This is a genomic window from Pseudoalteromonas sp. BSi20495 (assembly GCF_000241185.1).
GTDB classification, from domain to species: Bacteria; Pseudomonadota; Gammaproteobacteria; order Enterobacterales; family Alteromonadaceae; genus Pseudoalteromonas; species Pseudoalteromonas fuliginea.
This window is the reverse complement of the sequence record NZ_BADY01000159.1, coordinates 25,925-42,388: the sequence shown is the minus strand read 5'-3', so window position 1 is coordinate 42,388 and position 16,464 is coordinate 25,925. Positions and strand designations below refer to the sequence as shown.

At 37.9% G+C, this 16,464-nt stretch carries 11 protein-coding genes, 1 tRNA gene and 1 pseudogene; 6 read left to right on the top strand and 7 right to left on the bottom strand.

Translation table 11 applies throughout. From position 1 onward, the window contains the following. Window positions 1-20 precede the first annotated feature (20 nt). The 3 genes from P20495_RS02295 to P20495_RS02305 all read right to left on the bottom strand — a co-directional run bounded on the left by P20495_RS02295 (window position 21) and on the right by P20495_RS02305 (window position 1,993). Window positions 21-788 (bottom strand): class II aldolase/adducin family protein, encoded by a 768-nt coding sequence (locus P20495_RS02295; RefSeq protein ID WP_007375955.1) that lies wholly within the window; start codon window positions 786-788, stop codon window positions 21-23. A gap of 164 nt (window positions 789-952) precedes the next feature. Further along, window positions 953-1,276 (bottom strand): c-type cytochrome, encoded by a 324-nt coding sequence (locus P20495_RS02300; RefSeq protein ID WP_033016362.1) that lies wholly within the window; start codon window positions 1,274-1,276, stop codon window positions 953-955. 177 nt (window positions 1,277-1,453) lie between these two features. Further along, window positions 1,454-1,993: a DUF2058 domain-containing protein gene (locus P20495_RS02305; protein WP_002957867.1), complete on the bottom strand. Its 540-nt coding sequence runs from the start codon at window positions 1,991-1,993 to the stop codon at window positions 1,454-1,456. A gap of 198 nt (window positions 1,994-2,191) precedes the next feature. Between P20495_RS02305 and P20495_RS02310 the strand changes: the two genes are divergently transcribed. Further along, entirely contained in the window at window positions 2,192-3,340 is a 1,149-nt protein-coding gene (locus tag P20495_RS02310) for an MFS transporter (protein WP_008138856.1), read from the top strand. Here P20495_RS02310 and P20495_RS02315 read toward each other — a convergent pair. Together P20495_RS02315 and P20495_RS21020 are read right to left on the bottom strand one after the other, a co-directional pair. Beyond that, window positions 3,307-3,807 (bottom strand): prolyl-tRNA synthetase associated domain-containing protein, encoded by a 501-nt coding sequence (locus P20495_RS02315; protein ID WP_008138855.1) that lies wholly within the window; start codon window positions 3,805-3,807, stop codon window positions 3,307-3,309. The genes P20495_RS02310 and P20495_RS02315 overlap by 34 nt on opposite strands. 1 nt (window position 3,808) lies before the next feature. Next, window positions 3,809-4,203: pseudogene (locus tag P20495_RS21020) on the bottom strand (hypothetical protein). 165 nt (window positions 4,204-4,368) lie between these two features. On the opposite strand from P20495_RS21020, the gene P20495_RS02320 reads away from it, so the two are divergent. The 4 genes from P20495_RS02320 (at window position 4,369) to P20495_RS02335 (ending at window position 11,342) form a co-directional block, all read left to right on the top strand. Continuing rightward, window positions 4,369-4,444: transfer RNA gene (locus tag P20495_RS02320), tRNA-Ala, on the top strand. Window positions 4,445-4,593: 149 nt separating this feature from the next. Further along, window positions 4,594-5,856 carry a PotD/PotF family extracellular solute-binding protein gene (locus P20495_RS02325; RefSeq protein WP_008138849.1) on the top strand — a complete coding sequence of 421 codons (1,263 nt, stop codon included), beginning with the start codon at window positions 4,594-4,596 and terminating at the stop codon, window positions 5,854-5,856. Window positions 5,857-5,906: 50 nt separating this feature from the next. Further along, window positions 5,907-9,080, top strand: a complete 3,174-nt coding sequence (locus tag P20495_RS02330; RefSeq protein ID WP_232525486.1) for a response regulator — start codon at window positions 5,907-5,909, stop codon at window positions 9,078-9,080. A 63-nt stretch (window positions 9,081-9,143) separates the two neighbouring features. Continuing rightward, the gene (locus tag P20495_RS02335; RefSeq protein ID WP_008138844.1) at window positions 9,144-11,342 is read left to right on the top strand and encodes an EAL domain-containing protein; all 2,199 of its coding nucleotides are present in this window, start codon (window positions 9,144-9,146) and stop codon (window positions 11,340-11,342) included. A 55-nt stretch (window positions 11,343-11,397) separates the two neighbouring features. On the opposite strand, the gene P20495_RS02340 is transcribed toward P20495_RS02335, so the two are convergent. Together P20495_RS02340 and proB are read right to left on the bottom strand one after the other, a co-directional pair. Next, window positions 11,398-12,645, bottom strand: a complete 1,248-nt coding sequence (locus P20495_RS02340; protein WP_007375947.1) for a glutamate-5-semialdehyde dehydrogenase — start codon at window positions 12,643-12,645, stop codon at window positions 11,398-11,400. Further along, entirely contained in the window at window positions 12,642-13,748 is a 1,107-nt protein-coding gene (gene proB, locus P20495_RS02345; protein ID WP_007375946.1) for a glutamate 5-kinase, read from the bottom strand. The genes P20495_RS02340 and proB overlap by 4 nt, the downstream gene beginning before the upstream one ends. Before the next feature lie 863 nt (window positions 13,749-14,611). Between proB and P20495_RS02350 the strand changes: the two genes are divergently transcribed. Continuing rightward, window positions 14,612-16,459: a sodium:proton antiporter gene (locus P20495_RS02350; RefSeq protein WP_007375945.1), complete on the top strand. Its 1,848-nt coding sequence runs from the start codon at window positions 14,612-14,614 to the stop codon at window positions 16,457-16,459. Window positions 16,460-16,464: the final 5 nt, after the last annotated feature.

Genomic DNA, 16,464 nt, shown 5'->3' with positions numbered 1-16,464 from the left:
TCCTTATTAACCGCTATGGGTTATTTTGCAAAACTAGAGTCAAGTCGGTACGCTTTACGCAACATCGCAGGCCACGCAAGTTGCCCGCCAGTGCTGCCGCTGTGTACTACGTTTGCTTGATTATAAATATTGTCGATTATAGGCTGCGGCACTTCAATAACCTCTTGCGAGCTTGATTGTAGCGCTAATTGAATTTCGCATGCGCGCTGTAAATCATAAAAGCGCATAAACGCATCACCTACCGTTGGGCCTACCGTTAAGCCACCGTGGTTTACCAATAACATATGGTTAGTGCTGCCCAAATCATCTTGCAGTACTTTTCGTTCATCGTCGTTTACTGCAAGCCCTTCGTAGCCATGATAAGAAAGCGATGGCAGTGAAAACATTGAATATTGGCTAAGCGGTAACAAACCATTTTTTTGTGTAGCGACTGCGATTGTTTCTTTAGTATGAAGGTGAATAACACAATGAGCGTCTTCGCGTACCTCGTGAATCGCACTGTGAATAGTAAAACCAGCTGGATTAATACTAAATGGCGTATCGTCAATAATGTTGCCGTCTAAGTCGACCTTCACTAAATTAGAGGCAGTTACTTCATCAAAGGTTAAACCAAAGGCATTCACTAAGTAGTGGTCGGTGCCAGGCAAACGTGCTGATAAATGCGTATAGATTAAATCCCCCCAACGAAAGTGCTCTACCAGTCTATAACATGCGGCTAAATCAACACGAAGTTGCCACTCTTGTGCTGATACTTTATTTTTTAAATCGAGTTGGGGTAAATCAAACATAATAAGCCTTTTAAAACGTACATTATCAATCTGTACGAACAGATGTTTAGAAGTCTAAAGCAGTCTCTATTTTATAGCAAACACCAAACAAAACAGCCACACTATTGTGTGGCTGTTTATAAAGCTAAAATACCAATTGCATTCAAATGGTATAATTGCGTAAATTATTTTACGTTAGCGAGGTAATCTGCAATTGCGTCAAACTCTTCATCTGTTACCGTTGCAACCATTGCTTTCATGGCCATGGTCATACCGTTGTTACGTGCACCTGATTTAATGTCTTTCATTTGCGCTACTAAGTAGTCTTTATTTTGACCATTTAGCTTAGGGTACATACCCATAATTGGTGCTTTACCTTCAGCGCCATGACAGGTTTGACAATTTTTAGCGGTATAAAGTGCAGCGCCATCAGCAGCAGCTGCATTAAACGAAAAGCTTGCAGCTAAAGTAATACCCGCACCTAATAGTAGTGTTTTCATCTTGCTCATTGTATTTACTCTTCTTTTTTGACGGTTAGAAAAAACTGTTCTATTGATTGTAGTAAACAATCAAATAAAAAGCATACGTACGAAACGACGCTAGACGATCAACTTAACCAAAAACTGCTAACCCGTTTCTACTCATTTATCTTAACAAACAAAAATGAGCTTCCCCTTAATGGGGTATTACCAAACTATATCATCTGGTACTTCAAAGTCTGCATATGGGTCGTCTTCATCTTTTGGCTTGTTTTCAGGCTCTACATGAAAAACAATATACTTTTCGTCAACTTCAGCCACTTTACGCGCTGGTTCATCGTCTAAAACGTAAAATTGCCCTTCTAGTACACAGATAGCTAAACGACCACCCGATAACGCTTTTTGCGTTTTCTCGTTCACATCGATATTTTTTACTTTGTTTTGATAAGTAAAATTAAATGTGCGCTCACCACGAATAGCGTCTTGGTTGTGGTGCTCTAAAATTTGTTTAACACGCGCTTCTTGTTCGCGCTGCTTTAAGCTAACTTGGCGTGTTTGGTTAAGCTCTTCAGCCTTTTTTTGCTGCTCTAGCTTGGTTTGTTGGATGTGCTTTTGCAGATCACTTGGGTTACTAGTAGCCCCTTTCTTTTGCTTTTTTTGTTGCTTACGTTTTTCTGATTTAGCAACTTTAGCATTATGCGATGTTGTTAATCCTGCTTGAAGCAATTGGTCTTGTAATGAACCCATGGCTTTGTTCCACTAAAAACTAATATTAAGGTTATTTTAATCACCAACGAGTCTAAATAACAGCGCTATCGACATTAATCTAACAAACTAGTTAAAACAAACCATGATATAGCGCAAAGAGCGTGCTTTTAATTATGAATTAAAAGCAATTTTTAATACAATGCCGCCTAACCAATCAGCAAATGTACAAGGCATATAATGCGTTTACCTCATCTACTCGTTTGCTCAGTATTTATATTTTTTGTACTTTATGCGCCACAGCCCTTACTCAGTCTTTTTGCGAATGAGTTTAATGTAGTCCCTGCGGTAGCTGGCAGCTTAATGACCGCAACTATGCTACCCTTGGCCATTGCACCACTTGTTTATGGTGTACTTTTAGCAAAACGCAACCCATTACTCGTATTGCGTATTGCAATGGTATTTTTAGGACTTAGTAGCCTGCTTTTCATTTATGTACCGAGCTTTGAACTTTTACTCTTGGTTAGATTTCTACAAGGTTTAACGCTTCCAGCAGCTTTAACAGCAATGACTAGTTATATAGGCATGAGCTACAGCGCAGATGCCCTTCAAAAAAATATGACTCTGTATATTGGTAGCAGTATAGTTGGAGGTTACTTTGGCCGCGTACTCGCCGCTTTGTTTAGCGATTTGTGGCATTGGCAAAGTTTTTATTATGTTATTGCTTTTATGCTTATTTTTTTGGCTTTAACAATTAAGCATTCTCGCTTTTCAAACCCAGCTACACCGTCGCAGCTCCCCCCTCTAGATTACCTTAAACAACTTAAAGAAGGTGCTGTACTTAAAGTGTATGGCGCCGTTTTTTGTATGTTTTTTTGTTTCGCTGCACTACTTAATTACTTACCGTTTATATTACAAAACACGTTTTTAATTACCAATACTCGTGACATAGGTTTAGTTTACAGTGGTTATTTAATTGGTGCACTCGCCTCTATTACTGCACCTTGGTTGCTTAAAAAAACACCTTCAGCTTGGCATCTTTTAGTCGCTGTATTTAGTTTTTATAGTGTGAGTATCATTTTATTAATGAGCCACCAACTTAGCTTATTTTTAATCGCATTTACTTTGTTTTGTGGGGCAATGTTTGTAATCCATTCAACTGCAGCGCCGCTCGTTAACAAAATAAGTAAAGCCCCACCAAGCGTAACCAATGGCGGGTATGTATCATTTTATTACAGTGGTGGTGCATTAGGGTCGTTATTACCCGGTGTGGTATACCAACATTATGGGCAAACAGCGTTTATGTTTACGCTGCTTGCGGTTTGCTTATGCGGTTTATCGTTAATTGTGTGGGCTTATTTTGAGGGTAAAAATACAACTCGCGGTTGATGCTTTGTGTAATTAAAAAAAGTTTCTAAGTCAGCCTTGCTAAGCAACCATGTTTGGGTATTTTCAAATGGATGACAATGGAACAAATCGCCACCCCAAATATCTTGGTCAACCCATAAGCTCACTTCGTTTTGCTTATCATTTAAAAGAGCCAACATAGATACACACCCAGGAGCCACTTTTAAATATTTAGCTAGCCGCTCACTTGATGCAAACCCTAAGCGTGAAAGACCTTGCTGCTTTGACAATACCTTTAAGTCGAGTTGTTTATCGTGCGCTGTAATAACTAAAAAATGTCGCTTACCCTCATTGTCACGTAAAAATAAATTTTTAAGACGTGTACCTGGGCGCTCAATCATAAACTCATCAGCCGCTAAGCTAGTATGCAGCGGCGGATGCTCTATTACATCGTAATTAATATCTAGGTGCGCTAAAAGCTCTGCTAACTTAGTTTTATCAGCCAACATATTACAAACAACGTCCTCTTAATTGCACACTCAAATCTCGCCATATAACGTCATTGACTTCGTGTTCGTTATCGCAATACTGACGCTCTTTTAGCTCTTGATTTAATAACTCAACAGCTTGGTCTTCTAGCTGCAACTTTAAAACACTCGACTCTTCAAAATGCTCTTGCTCAATATATTGCTTAACCTCACCACGACTTGGTCTGTTATTAGGACCACGGTCAAGATTAAAGTTTTCACGATGCTTAGCTTTTACTGAAACAACATAAGCAAAAATTTTATTACCTTGCGCATCTTTTTTTCATGAAACTGTTTGTTGTTTATTTCAAAAGGAGGCCCGTCACTTGACGCACAACCTGCGAGTAAAACCATCATCACTAGAACACTTTTTTTCATGTTTTTTGTCGTTTTAGTTTGTAATTAAGCCGAGTCTATCAAAATTTGTCATAAACAGTAAAAATTAGCGAAAAAATACTTGACCAAATTTATAAAAAAATTTAAAGTTCGTCCCGCTTGGAACTCAGCAGCCAAGTAATTACGTAAATCGTAATTTAGGAATGTGGGGCTATAGCTCAGCTGGGAGAGCGCCTGCCTTGCACGCAGGAGGTCAGCAGTTCGATCCTGCTTAGCTCCACCACTTTCCTAACTCCTCATCAAAAAACAAAAACTATTTTTTCGTAGTGTTAATTACTTTCTTTTCTAACTAATTTTTATAACTTTCAACTTGAGTCTTTACAACTTATTAGCTATATATAATGTCATATGTATTAATGCTTTAGGCTTATCATGGACACCCCTAAGCGCTCAACGTTAAAAAAACTTGCTGTTATTGGTTTGACTGCTGGCGCGATTATGCAAGCTCCTTATGTTTTTGCCCGAAAAAAAGTCACTTTAAGAGTCCTTGGTACACATGTCACATTACAAGATGCTATTCGAAAACAAGCGATGAGCGACTTGGGTATTAATATCGAATTTACACCCGCAGGCAGTGCAGCCGTTTTACAAAGAGCGTCAATGGCCCCAAGCTCCTTTGATCTATACGAACAATGGTCAAATAGCATAAATGTGCTGTGGAATGCAGGCTCTATACAGCCAATAGAAAAAAAACGACTCACTTACTTTAATGAAATTAACAACCTTACTAAAACAGGAAAGCTCACCGAAAATGCAAATATTGGTGCAGGCGATGCTCCGTATAAATTATTAAATGTCCAACCCGATGGTACATTAAGCGAGCACGAAAGCGATCACATAAGCTTTTTGCCTTATGTGCACAATGTTGACTCTTTTGGTTACAACACTGATTTCATCAAACCAGGTATAGCTTACGAAACAGAAAGCTGGAGTTGGCTATTAGATGATACGAACCGAGGAAAAGTAGCCATTGTAAATGCCCCTACTATCGGATTATTCGATTTGGCCTTAGCTGCACAAAGCAAAGGCCTCATAAAATTTAATAATATCGGTTCAATAACGCGTTCAGAAATGGATCGACTCTTTAGTATATTACTTGATTTTAAACGCCAAGGTCACTTTAGTGGGTACTGGAACTCTGTGCCAGAATCAATCGAGTTTATGAAGAGCAAACGTGCGCATATAGAGAGCATGTTCTCACCAGCAGTAGCCGCGCTTAATAGCCAAGGTGTTAATGTGCGCTTTGCCGCTCCAAAAGAGGGTTACAGAGGCTGGCACGGTGTGATGTGCTTATCGTCACAAACACAAAATAGCGTTAAAGATGCTGCTTACGATTATATGAATTGGTGGTTATCAGGTTGGCCGGGGGCTTTTATAGCTCGTCAAGGTTATTACATTAGCAACCCTGAACGCTCAAAGCCACTACTGAGTTCTTCTGAATGGGACTACTGGTACGATGGTAAAGCAACTGAAATAGACTTACGAAATACCAACGGTGATATAACGATAAAAGCAGGAGAGGAACGAAATGGAGGTAGTTATCTCAAACGTTTCAGTAATGTTGCAGTATGGAACAGTGTTATGCCAACCTACGATTACAGTTTGCAAAAATGGCATGAGTTAATTAGTCGCTAATGAAAATTCGTTCGATAAAATCAAAAATAATTTTAGCTTTGTGCTTACTTATGAGCTTATTAGTACTGCAAAGCTATTTATTTAATTATTCACAAAAATCATTATTAAACTTACAAAAAGCACAACACAATGCACTGATGCAAAATGAAAGTGTAACGCGTTTAGAAAACGATGTTATTTCACTGCAAAGTCAGGCGATTGCTTATGTTGATAAAGCAAATCAAAATACAATCGAAAAATTCGACCTTTATTTAAATGAAGCAAATAAAAACCTCAATCTCTTAAAAAGCAATTCTGTAGAGCATTCTTTAGAGTATCAAAGTGCACTAAACAGACTTGGTGACTACCTAAGTAACTATCAAGACACGTTCAATCAAATTGTGATGAATCGAACTAAACGAGAGCAACTTTACATAACGCAATTTAAACAACCTATTACAGATCTAAAAATACAGATAACGAAATTAGAAACGCAAGCTTCCCCTAAAAGCAAAGCTATTTTTAGCGATATATTGCTTACTATAAGCAACCTAGAGCACGCGGTAGTAAGTTACCTGTATAAACCTAATTTTGACGAAGCACAAAATGTTAATAAAAACCTTGAGCATTTACACTCAAAATTAGCGAAAGCACCTAGCATAAGCAGTGTCTCCATGAACACGATTACAAACTTAAAGAAAGCTTACAGCCAATTAATGCTGCTGACACGTAGCTACACTTTTTCGATTAATGTTGTGCTTACTGGTATTGAAAACGAATTACTCTATTTAGCTAATCAAGTCAAAAAAACTGAAAAACTGAAATTTAATGAAACTGAAAAACAGCTCAGCTCCCACCTAATAAGCTACACAGAACAAGCGAATTTATTCGCTTTATTAATTACGATTATTGTTATATCAGTCGGCTACTTTATTTTTAGATCGGTCATTAAACCAATTACTCAGTTAACCACTTTACTAAACGATATGAGTAATGAAAAACAAGTTACGCTCAATAAAAACCATCATAATCAAAGCGAGATATCCGCAGTAATAAAAGCAGCAAATATGTTGTATCAAAAAAATCAGCAAACCAAAGAGTTACTGATTGAAACGCAGGCGTTAAATATCCAAATGGAGACTATGAACAAAGAGCTTACAGTTGCGATAGCACAAGCCGAAAGTGCTAACAAAACAAAAAGTGACTTTGTGGCAAATATGAGTCACGAGCTGCGAACACCAATGAATGGCGTATTAGGTATGCTACAGCTTTTAAGAGACAGTACTTTACCTACTAAACAGCAACATTACGCAGACAAAGCATATTCAAGTGCACATAATTTACTGCATATCCTGAATAATATTTTAGATTTTTCTAAACTTGAATCAAAAAAAATAAAAATAGAAGAAATACCATTTACTCTCGACTCTATTGTAAAAAACACGGGCAATTTATTTAAAGATACCGCGAATCAAAAAGGCTTAGCACTTGAATTTAATCTACATGCTGACCCACATTTAGAGCTGATAGGGGATCCATTTCATCTGAACCAAATCATCAATAATTGCGTCGGAAACGCAATAAAATTCACTGAACATGGGAAAATTCAGTTAATTGTAGAAACAATATCCCAACAAAAAAACATAATTGATTTAAGGTTTTGTATTAAAGATACAGGCGTAGGAATTGAACCTGAACAGGTCGAGAAAGTATTTAACTCTTTTTATCAAGGTGATGCTTCTATTACTCGCAAATACGGTGGCACGGGGCTTGGGTTAACTATTAGCCAACAATTTACAAAAGTACTCGGTGGAAAAATTCAAATTCGAAGCGAAAAAGATAAAGGCAGTGAGTTTTATTTCACCTTACCATTTAAACTTTCACCACAACACAGACAAAAAAAACGAGCCTTACTCATTACGCCACAAAAAGAACAAGCTGCCCAACTTGTGTCTTTACTCAGCAGTGTTGGAATAACACCCGAAACAACAGAAGAGCCGCTACGCGCTCTCGCTAAAATATCTCAACCAAGCTCTCCTTTTGATATTGTCATTTTGTCATTGACGCAAGAAGAAGCCAAAAACAGTATTATTCTTCAAAAACTCACTGAAAGCAGTCAGCTATCTAAAAACAATTTAAAAATCATCATAATAATTACGGATACCGATCAGCCTCACACCCAGCCAACACAAAAAAATGTACATATTATAAATAACAGTTACAAACAGTCGGATATCTTAAAATTACTTGCATCTGAAAGCAAAGCAAGCATCACCCCAAAGCCTGATAACTTGATTAAATTTACTGGTATAAAAGCACTCATTGTTGACGATAACCCTCTGAATATAGAAATCACCTCTGCAATGTTAAAAAAATTAGATCTAGACATTGTAACGGCAATGAACGGGCTGGAAGCCGTTGAGTGTGTTAAAAACAATATATTCGACATTATTTTTATGGATATTCAAATGCCAGTAATGGATGGTATTTTAGCCACCAGTAAAATTAGAGAAAATGGTGAAACGCTACCAATAGTTGCATTAACCGCGGCAGTACTTCCTGAGGATAAAAAGGCAGCTATTGATGCAGGTATGAATGACTTTTTAACCAAGCCCCTCATTTTTGATATGCTATTTCAAAGCCTTGAAAAGAATTTATCAACGCCCCAAAGTGGTTTACTCATTAATATCCCTCTAGCACTTGATAACTTAGATAATAATGAACGTTTGCTAAATAAATTGATTACACAGTTCGCGATAGACTATGAAAACTTTATTGTAAAGTTTCAAAAGCTACAAGAAACTAATAATAATATTGAACTTGCTCGCCATGTTCATGCAATAAAGGGTTTAGCGGGCACTTTAGGATTAGAAGTTTTAGAGCAGCTAGCTAAAAAAATTGAATCTCAAATACGCAATAAAGAAGTTGTTTCATTTTCACTGTTTAGTGAGCAATTTGTAATTACTTTGCATGCAATTAAACAGTATCTAACAACTCAACGCCTTAGCGAAGATGTCAATTTAGAGGGCAATGAAAATGCAAGCGAACTTACAACCCTTATTGATAAAATTTATGAATTAACAATTAACTCAAAGCCAATTCCTAGCAGCTTAGTAAGAAGCTTAAATGGCTTCACTTTGAAATCTCCCCATCCTTTACTCGGACTTAAGTCGGCAATAAATCAATTTGACTATCAATTAGTATTAGAGTTGATAAGCCAATTTCGTGATGACAATTTAAATTAGCCAAGCGTAAAAAACTAAGCTAGATTAGATATTAAAGACTCAAAAGGATTGAATGTGCATTCGATGTATCCGGCTAAAAATATTAGTGAAGCTCAAGATAAAAAACACAAACCCTTAGTGTTAATTGTTGATGATGAGCCAAATAATCTTCATGTATTAGTTGAAGGGTTACTTGCTGACTATGACGTAAGAGTATCTATTAGCGGCGAACAAGCCCTAACTTTTATAGAATCAACACGCCCTGATTTAATTCTGCTTGATATAATGATGCCGGGTATGGATGGCTATGAAGTATGTGAAATATTAAAATCACGCCAAAATACCAAAGGAATCCCCATTATTTTTGTGACAGCACTGACCACTGAAGACTCAGAAGAACATGGGTTTGAATTAGGTGCTATTGATTATATCCACAAGCCTTATAAACTTGCTTTAGTAAGAGCCAGGATTCGTACTCACATAACATCTCAGGGTATGTTAGACCGACTTATAGAGAAGAACTTTGACCTGCACGATAAGCTCCTTGAAATAGAATCTCTAGCACAAGAATTAAGTGAAAGAGAAGAGGAGCTTAAGCAATTATCATCTAAACAAAAGCTTTTCTATCAGGCGTTGGTGAGTACTGCCGATGGTGTTGTTATTACTGATTCCGATGGTAAAATAATTGCTGTTAACCCTTCCTTTTGCCGTATCACAGGCTTTACTGAAGCCGAAGCGCTAGATATTAAGTTACATAAACTAAAACAAAATAACCAAGCAGGTATAAGCTTCAATAATGTTTGGCAACACGCTAACAAAGCCGGTTATTGGAGCGGAGAGCTCGTTACGCGTCGTAAAAATGGTGAGCTATACCCTGAATTACTGACACTAAGTATGGTAAAAGGTGAACAAGACACAAATATTCATTTCATTGGTGTATTTAGTGATATTTCGAGTTTGAAAGTAACCCAAGAACGCATTGACTACCTTACTTGGCATGACGAGCTAACCGCTTTACCTAACCGAAACGGTTTTCTAAAGCAGCTAGAACAACAATTACAGCGATGTTCTTTAGACAATAACTACGCTTATATTTATATAATAGACATAGACAGCTTTCACTCAATTAATGATGGCCTTGGTTTGTTAGCAGGCGACAAAGTTCTTAAAGAACTTGCCAATCGTATCCATAATAAACTTGATAAAAAAGACGTTATTGCACGCTTAGGCAGCGATGAATTTGCCGCTTTGAGTAGTGTTGACAAAGGCGTTGGTCGACTAAGATCACAAGAAATTGCAGAACATAAGGCACAAGAGTTATTAAGAGTTATTAACGAGCCTTTCATAATTGATGATCAACAAATAAGTATTACAATTAGCATCGGCACCTATATTTTCCCTAGAGAAGATCAGTGGGAAAATGCGATTGAAACGATCAGAAACTGCGAAGCTGCTTGTTATAAAGCAAAAGAAAAAGGCGGTAATAGAGTCACTTTCTTTGATAACTCTTTTGGTGAACAGGCAAAGCGCCGCTTTGAAATTGAACAAGACTTACGAAAAGCAATATCGCAAAATGAATTAACACTTTATGTTCAGTCTCAATTTGATAGTCAGCAAAAGTTAAAAGGTGGCGAAGTGCTCTTACGGTGGATGCATCCTGAGAAAGGCTTTATTAGCCCCGCTGAGTTTATTCCTATTGCTGAAGAGTCAGACATTATTTATGAACTAGACTCATGGGTACTTACAAATTCTTTGTCGCTTATTCAACAGTTAGATGATCGTCATTCAACACTGAGCTTATCGGTAAATATTAGTGGTAGACACTTTCATGAAGCACGTTTCCTATCATTATTAAAAACTAAAATAGAGTTTTACGAAATAAAACCAAACCAGTTAACTATCGAAATTATTGAAGGCACCTTACTCAATCACATAGAGTCCGCCATTGAGGCGGTACAATACCTAAAAAACTTAGGTGTTCGTGTATCCATTGATGACTTTGGTACGGGTTATTCAAGCCTTACCTACCTCAAACAATTGCCTATTCAAGAATTGAAGATAGACCGCTCATTTGTGTTTGATGCGCCGACTGATAACAACGATAAATTAATTATTGATATGATTGTTAGCTTAGGAAAGCTATTTCAGTTGAAAGTTGTTGCCGAAGGAGTAGAGAATCAGTCCCACTTTGATTTATTCCAAGAGTACCCTGAAGTAATTATGCAAGGCTATCATTTGCATAAGCCAGAACCAGCAAGTGATTGGATAAAAAAATTAAAATAAACCACAAATACAAAAAAGCCGAGCAATGCTCGGCTTTATTACTTACATCGTTAATTTATTCACGAACTTGGCCTTCGCCATTTACTAAGTACTTCTCAGTAGTGAGTGATTCAAGCCCCATTGGACCGTATGCATGAAGCTTGGAGGTCGCTATACCAATCTCCGCACCTAGACCCAATTGTGAGCCATCAGAAAAGCGAGATGACGCGTTAACCATTACTACAGAAGCATCAACACTGCGTTGAAATAACTCTGCGGCAGTTTGATTTTTAGTACAAATCACTTCGGTGTGGTTTGAACCGAACTGTGCAATATGCTCAACTGCTGCCGTAAAGCTTGGAACAACGCGAATAGCAATTTCTAAATCTAGATACTCTTCACCAAATTCATCATCAGCTAAAACGGTTGCGTTATCAAAATATTTAGCTGCAAAACTGTCTGCATTTATTTTCACACCTTCTTGGCGTAGTACGACTGCACACAGATTTAAAAACTCATCTGCCACATCTTGATGAACAACTAAGCCCTCTAGTGCATTACAAACACCGGTACGCTGCGTTTTACCATTAAGTAGTAAGTTAAGGGCTACTTCTAGATCTGCATCTTTATCCACATATAGATGACAAACACCTTTGTAATGCTGAATTACAGGAATCGTACTGTTTTCAGTAACAAAGTTGATTAAGCCTTCGCCGCCACGTGGAATAATTAAATCAATACTTTCGCGTTGCTGCATTAACTCCATTAATAGCGCACGATCTGGATCTGGAATCACTGAAATAAGTGATACTGGTAAGTTATGCTTTTCAAGTACGCTATGCATCACACTTGCGATAGCTTGTGAACTTCTAAGTGCTTCTTTACCGCCACGTAAAATTACGCCATTACCTGATTTAAAACATAATGCACCAGCGTCTGCTGTCACATTCGGGCGTGCTTCGTAAATCATACATACAACGCCAAGAGGTACGCGCATTTTACGAATTTTGATACCGTTTGGACGCTCGGTAATATCTCGTAGCTGACCAACAGGATCATCAAGGCTTACTATAACTTCAATGCCTTGTGCCATTGATTCAATACGCTCATCGTTTAACGTTAAGCGGTCGATCATTGAGGCAGCTAAGTTATTGTCGCGTGCTGCGCTTAAATCACTTTCATTTTCTTTTATTATAAATGCTTTTTGCTCTCTTAATGCCGCTGCCATTTCAACTAATACTTGGTTTTTAGTCTCGGTATCGAGTAAAGCAAGTGTATGTGCAGCTTTAGCTGCCTGACGTGAAATGTCCGTAATTAAACTCATGACTTCTCCAATAATGCGATATGTTTTTCAGATATAACTGGTCCAATTGAATCCTGCATTTTTTCGCTGAATTCACTCTGTTCGTTGTCTGCAATAAAGTTTAACAAACAGCTACTATAATTTGCGGTCGCTTTAGCTAGACGCGTACCGTCTTCACTTCGTACTAAAATGGTATCACCGATAGCAAATTCACCGTGTACTTCAACGATCTCATCGCCGCGAATACACCCAGTTTCACCTTCTAATGACTCATCAAACGACCCATCAACAACAACTTCACCTTGCTCGTTTGCTGTATGTGTCATCCAATGTACAGAATCTTGCATTGGCTTTTCGTATGGCGAAAAAATAGTACCTGGATTTTCTCCAGCTAATAATCGAGTAAATGTTTCTTCTTTAAAGCCATTAATAATATAAGTGGCTATACCGTGTGATGTTGCCTTTTCCGCAGCCTCTATTTTAGTTTTCATACCACCTGTGCCTACAGCACTCGTAGCACATCCTGCCATAGCATAAATAGATTCATCAATTGATTTTATTTCAGGTAATAAAACAGCATCGTCGTGCAAATTAGGATTTTTATCATATAACCCATCAACATCCGAAAAAATCAGTAAAGCATCTGCATCTGCTGCAGCGGCAACCATAGCGGATAAATTATCGTTATCACCTACTCGTAAATCGTCTGTTGTCACAGCATCATTTTCATTGATGATTGGTAGCACACCGTGCTCAAGTAACGTAAATACGGTTTCCCGAATACTTTGATAACGCTCATGATCACGTAAATCACCATGAGTTAGTAGTAATTGCGCAGATGGAAAGTCGAAAAAACGGTCCCACATGGCAATCATTTCTGTTTGGCCTGCTGCCGCCATTGCCTTTTTCATTACAACTGAACGTGGTTTATCTGATGGAAACAAGTGCGCGCCAGCCGCTACCGAACCAGACGAAACTAGGATCACCTCAATACCACGCGCACGGCAACGAACAATAAACTGTGCGATGGTTAATATATAACGTGAACGGCAGCCATCGTGATCCGGTGCAATTAAAGCGCTGCCTACTTTAAGTACAATGCGTCGCCAATTTAACTTTTGCATAAATGCTCAACTTTCCATTTTATTTGCGCTCACTACTCGTGAGCTAAAACTAAGTAGCTAGGTATAAAACCTTGCTTCGAATTTATTTATCGTTTGACAGCACTTTTAAACGCACACAAAAAGGCCAAATCTAAAACGTTGTTTTAAATTTAAGCTCAGATATAAAGTAGCACCCACCCAGTGTTATGAGCAGTACCAATAAGAAAGTTTAAAAGTGTTGTTTATGCATCGCTGTAAAAAGCTGTGTGTGGCTTTTCTATTAACAACATACATAGAGCCTCTAGAGTCTGATACACCAACAGATAGGGTGAAGACTCAAGGACCGAGATTTAATCGCCACGATGGGGATTAAATATTGAAAAGTAATAGTTCAACTCAAACCTTTATTTGTTAAAAAAAAATAAACAAACTTGTCCAGTAAAACCATACTTAAGAATTCGGAAAATAAAATTTTAACGTTCAGATACTAATTTAGTATCCAAAACATGATTATAAGCAGTAAAAATGACCGTAGTATTAACGTTCTACTATTTCAACCAACAATCTTAATTAGATAACTAATAATTCGAACTCGAAGTATAATACGCTAAATTACACAGTAAGATCAAGGCTAAAATTCAAACAGAGCTATTACACATTAATAATAAAATATATATTTTCATTATAAATCAACAAGATAATAGTAGTTAATGTGCTTTTATAAAGTCTTTGCATCCAAGATCCAAAATTAAAGATCACTAATCTTTTATTAGCAGCTAAAATTGATTAGTAATATTTGAATTTCCCGTGTATACCCCTGTATTAATAATTAACAAAAGTTATACTTTTAAAATATATCGTCATAAATAAGGAATTCTTAATCTATGTCAGCAATTTATATAGCCGGTATCGCACTTTGCTCTGTACTTGCCCAGTGGGTCGCGTGGGCATTTAGAGTACCCGCTATTCTTTTTTTATTGCTTACTGGTCTTTTACTTGGGCCATTTAGTGGTGTTTTAGACCCTGATGCATTGTTAGGTGATTTACTGTTTCCAGTTGTATCACTAAGCGTTGCAATCATTTTATTTGAAGGTTCACTTACTCTGCATTTCAGAGAATTAAAAGGGATTGGAAAAGTTGTAAGAAACCTTTGCTCAATCGGCATGCTTACTACCTGTATTATTATTAGCCTAAGCGCCTATTGGTTACTTGAGCTTAATTGGCGTGTAGCTGCAGTATTAGGTGCAGTGCTAGTTGTAACAGGCCCTACTGTGATAGCACCGCTATTAAACTCAATGCGCCCAACACAAGACATTGACCGCATACTACGCTGGGAAGGTATTGTAATAGACCCAATCGGCGCATTGTTTGCTGTATTAGTATTTGAAGCCGTAATGCTTGTAGGCCAAGGCGAAGTATTTAGCCACACTATTATTGCTTTAGTTAAAACCCTCGGCGTTGGTTTAAGTATTGGTGTTGCTGCAGGCTGGCTAACAACACTATTAATGCGCCGCGAATGGCTACCATTTGAATTACATAAGTTTGGAATTTTAGCGTTAGTACTCATTAGTTTTTCTGTATCAAACTATTTAAGCCATGAATCGGGTCTTTTAGCTGTGACAGTATTTGGCATTTGGCTTGCTAACCAAGACGATTTAGAAATAGATTCTGTACTGGAGTTCAAAGAAGACTTGTCGATGATATTAATATCAACGCTGTTTATTTTACTTGCAGCACGCTTACAGCTCTCTGATTTAATGATGCTCGACAGCGATGTATTTATATTTTTAGCCATCGTACTTTTTGTTGCACGCCCATTATGTATTGCTATTTCGACCTTTGGTACTGACCTACCAATGAAGTCTCGCTTGGTACTTGCTTGGATAGCTCCACGCGGTATAGTCGCCGCTGCCGTTGGGTCGGTATTTGCGCTTAGTATGATGGAGTCTGGTGTTGCTGATGCTGAAAAAATGGTACCTCTCATATTTACAGTAATTATAATTACCGTTGTACTACAGAGCTTAACTGCGATTCCTGTTGCTAAACTTTTAGGTGTACGCCAACCGTCGCCAAATACGATTTTGATTATTGGTGCAAACCATGTTGCACGTGCCATTGGCCGAGGCTTAAAAGATCAAAATATTCCTGTTCATTTATCAGACCCAGCATGGGAAAACTGTAGAATGGCACGTATGGATGGCTTAGCGTGTTATTACGGTAACCCGCAATCGGAGCACGCCGAACGCTATTTACCACTAACTACTATTCGCAGTGTACTAGCACTCTCACCTAATCGTCATCACAACGCGTTGGGCGTCCAATATTTTTCTCACTTACTTAATGAGAAAAATGTATTCTCATTGCGCTCTTCAACGTCGCACGCAAAAGCAAATAAAGACAGCGCAACGTTTTTATCACGACAAATACTTTTTGGTGACGAAGGGTCATATGCACGCTTAAGCAGCATTATAGCTAAAGGTGGTAAAGTTAGTTCAACACGTATTTCTGATGAATTTAGCTGGGAGCAATATCTAGAAATGAACCCTGAGGCTATACCACTGTTTATTCTCATTGGTGATAAAGACAGTGATGAGGATACACCAATTAAGCTCAGACCGTTTACAATCAACATGGAAAAACCGCCGCAAGAAGGCGAACGCGTTGTTGCATTACAGCCGCCTAAAATGTCAGTTTTAAAAGACCCGCAAACAAAGGCTAAAGAAGACAGTTAAATACT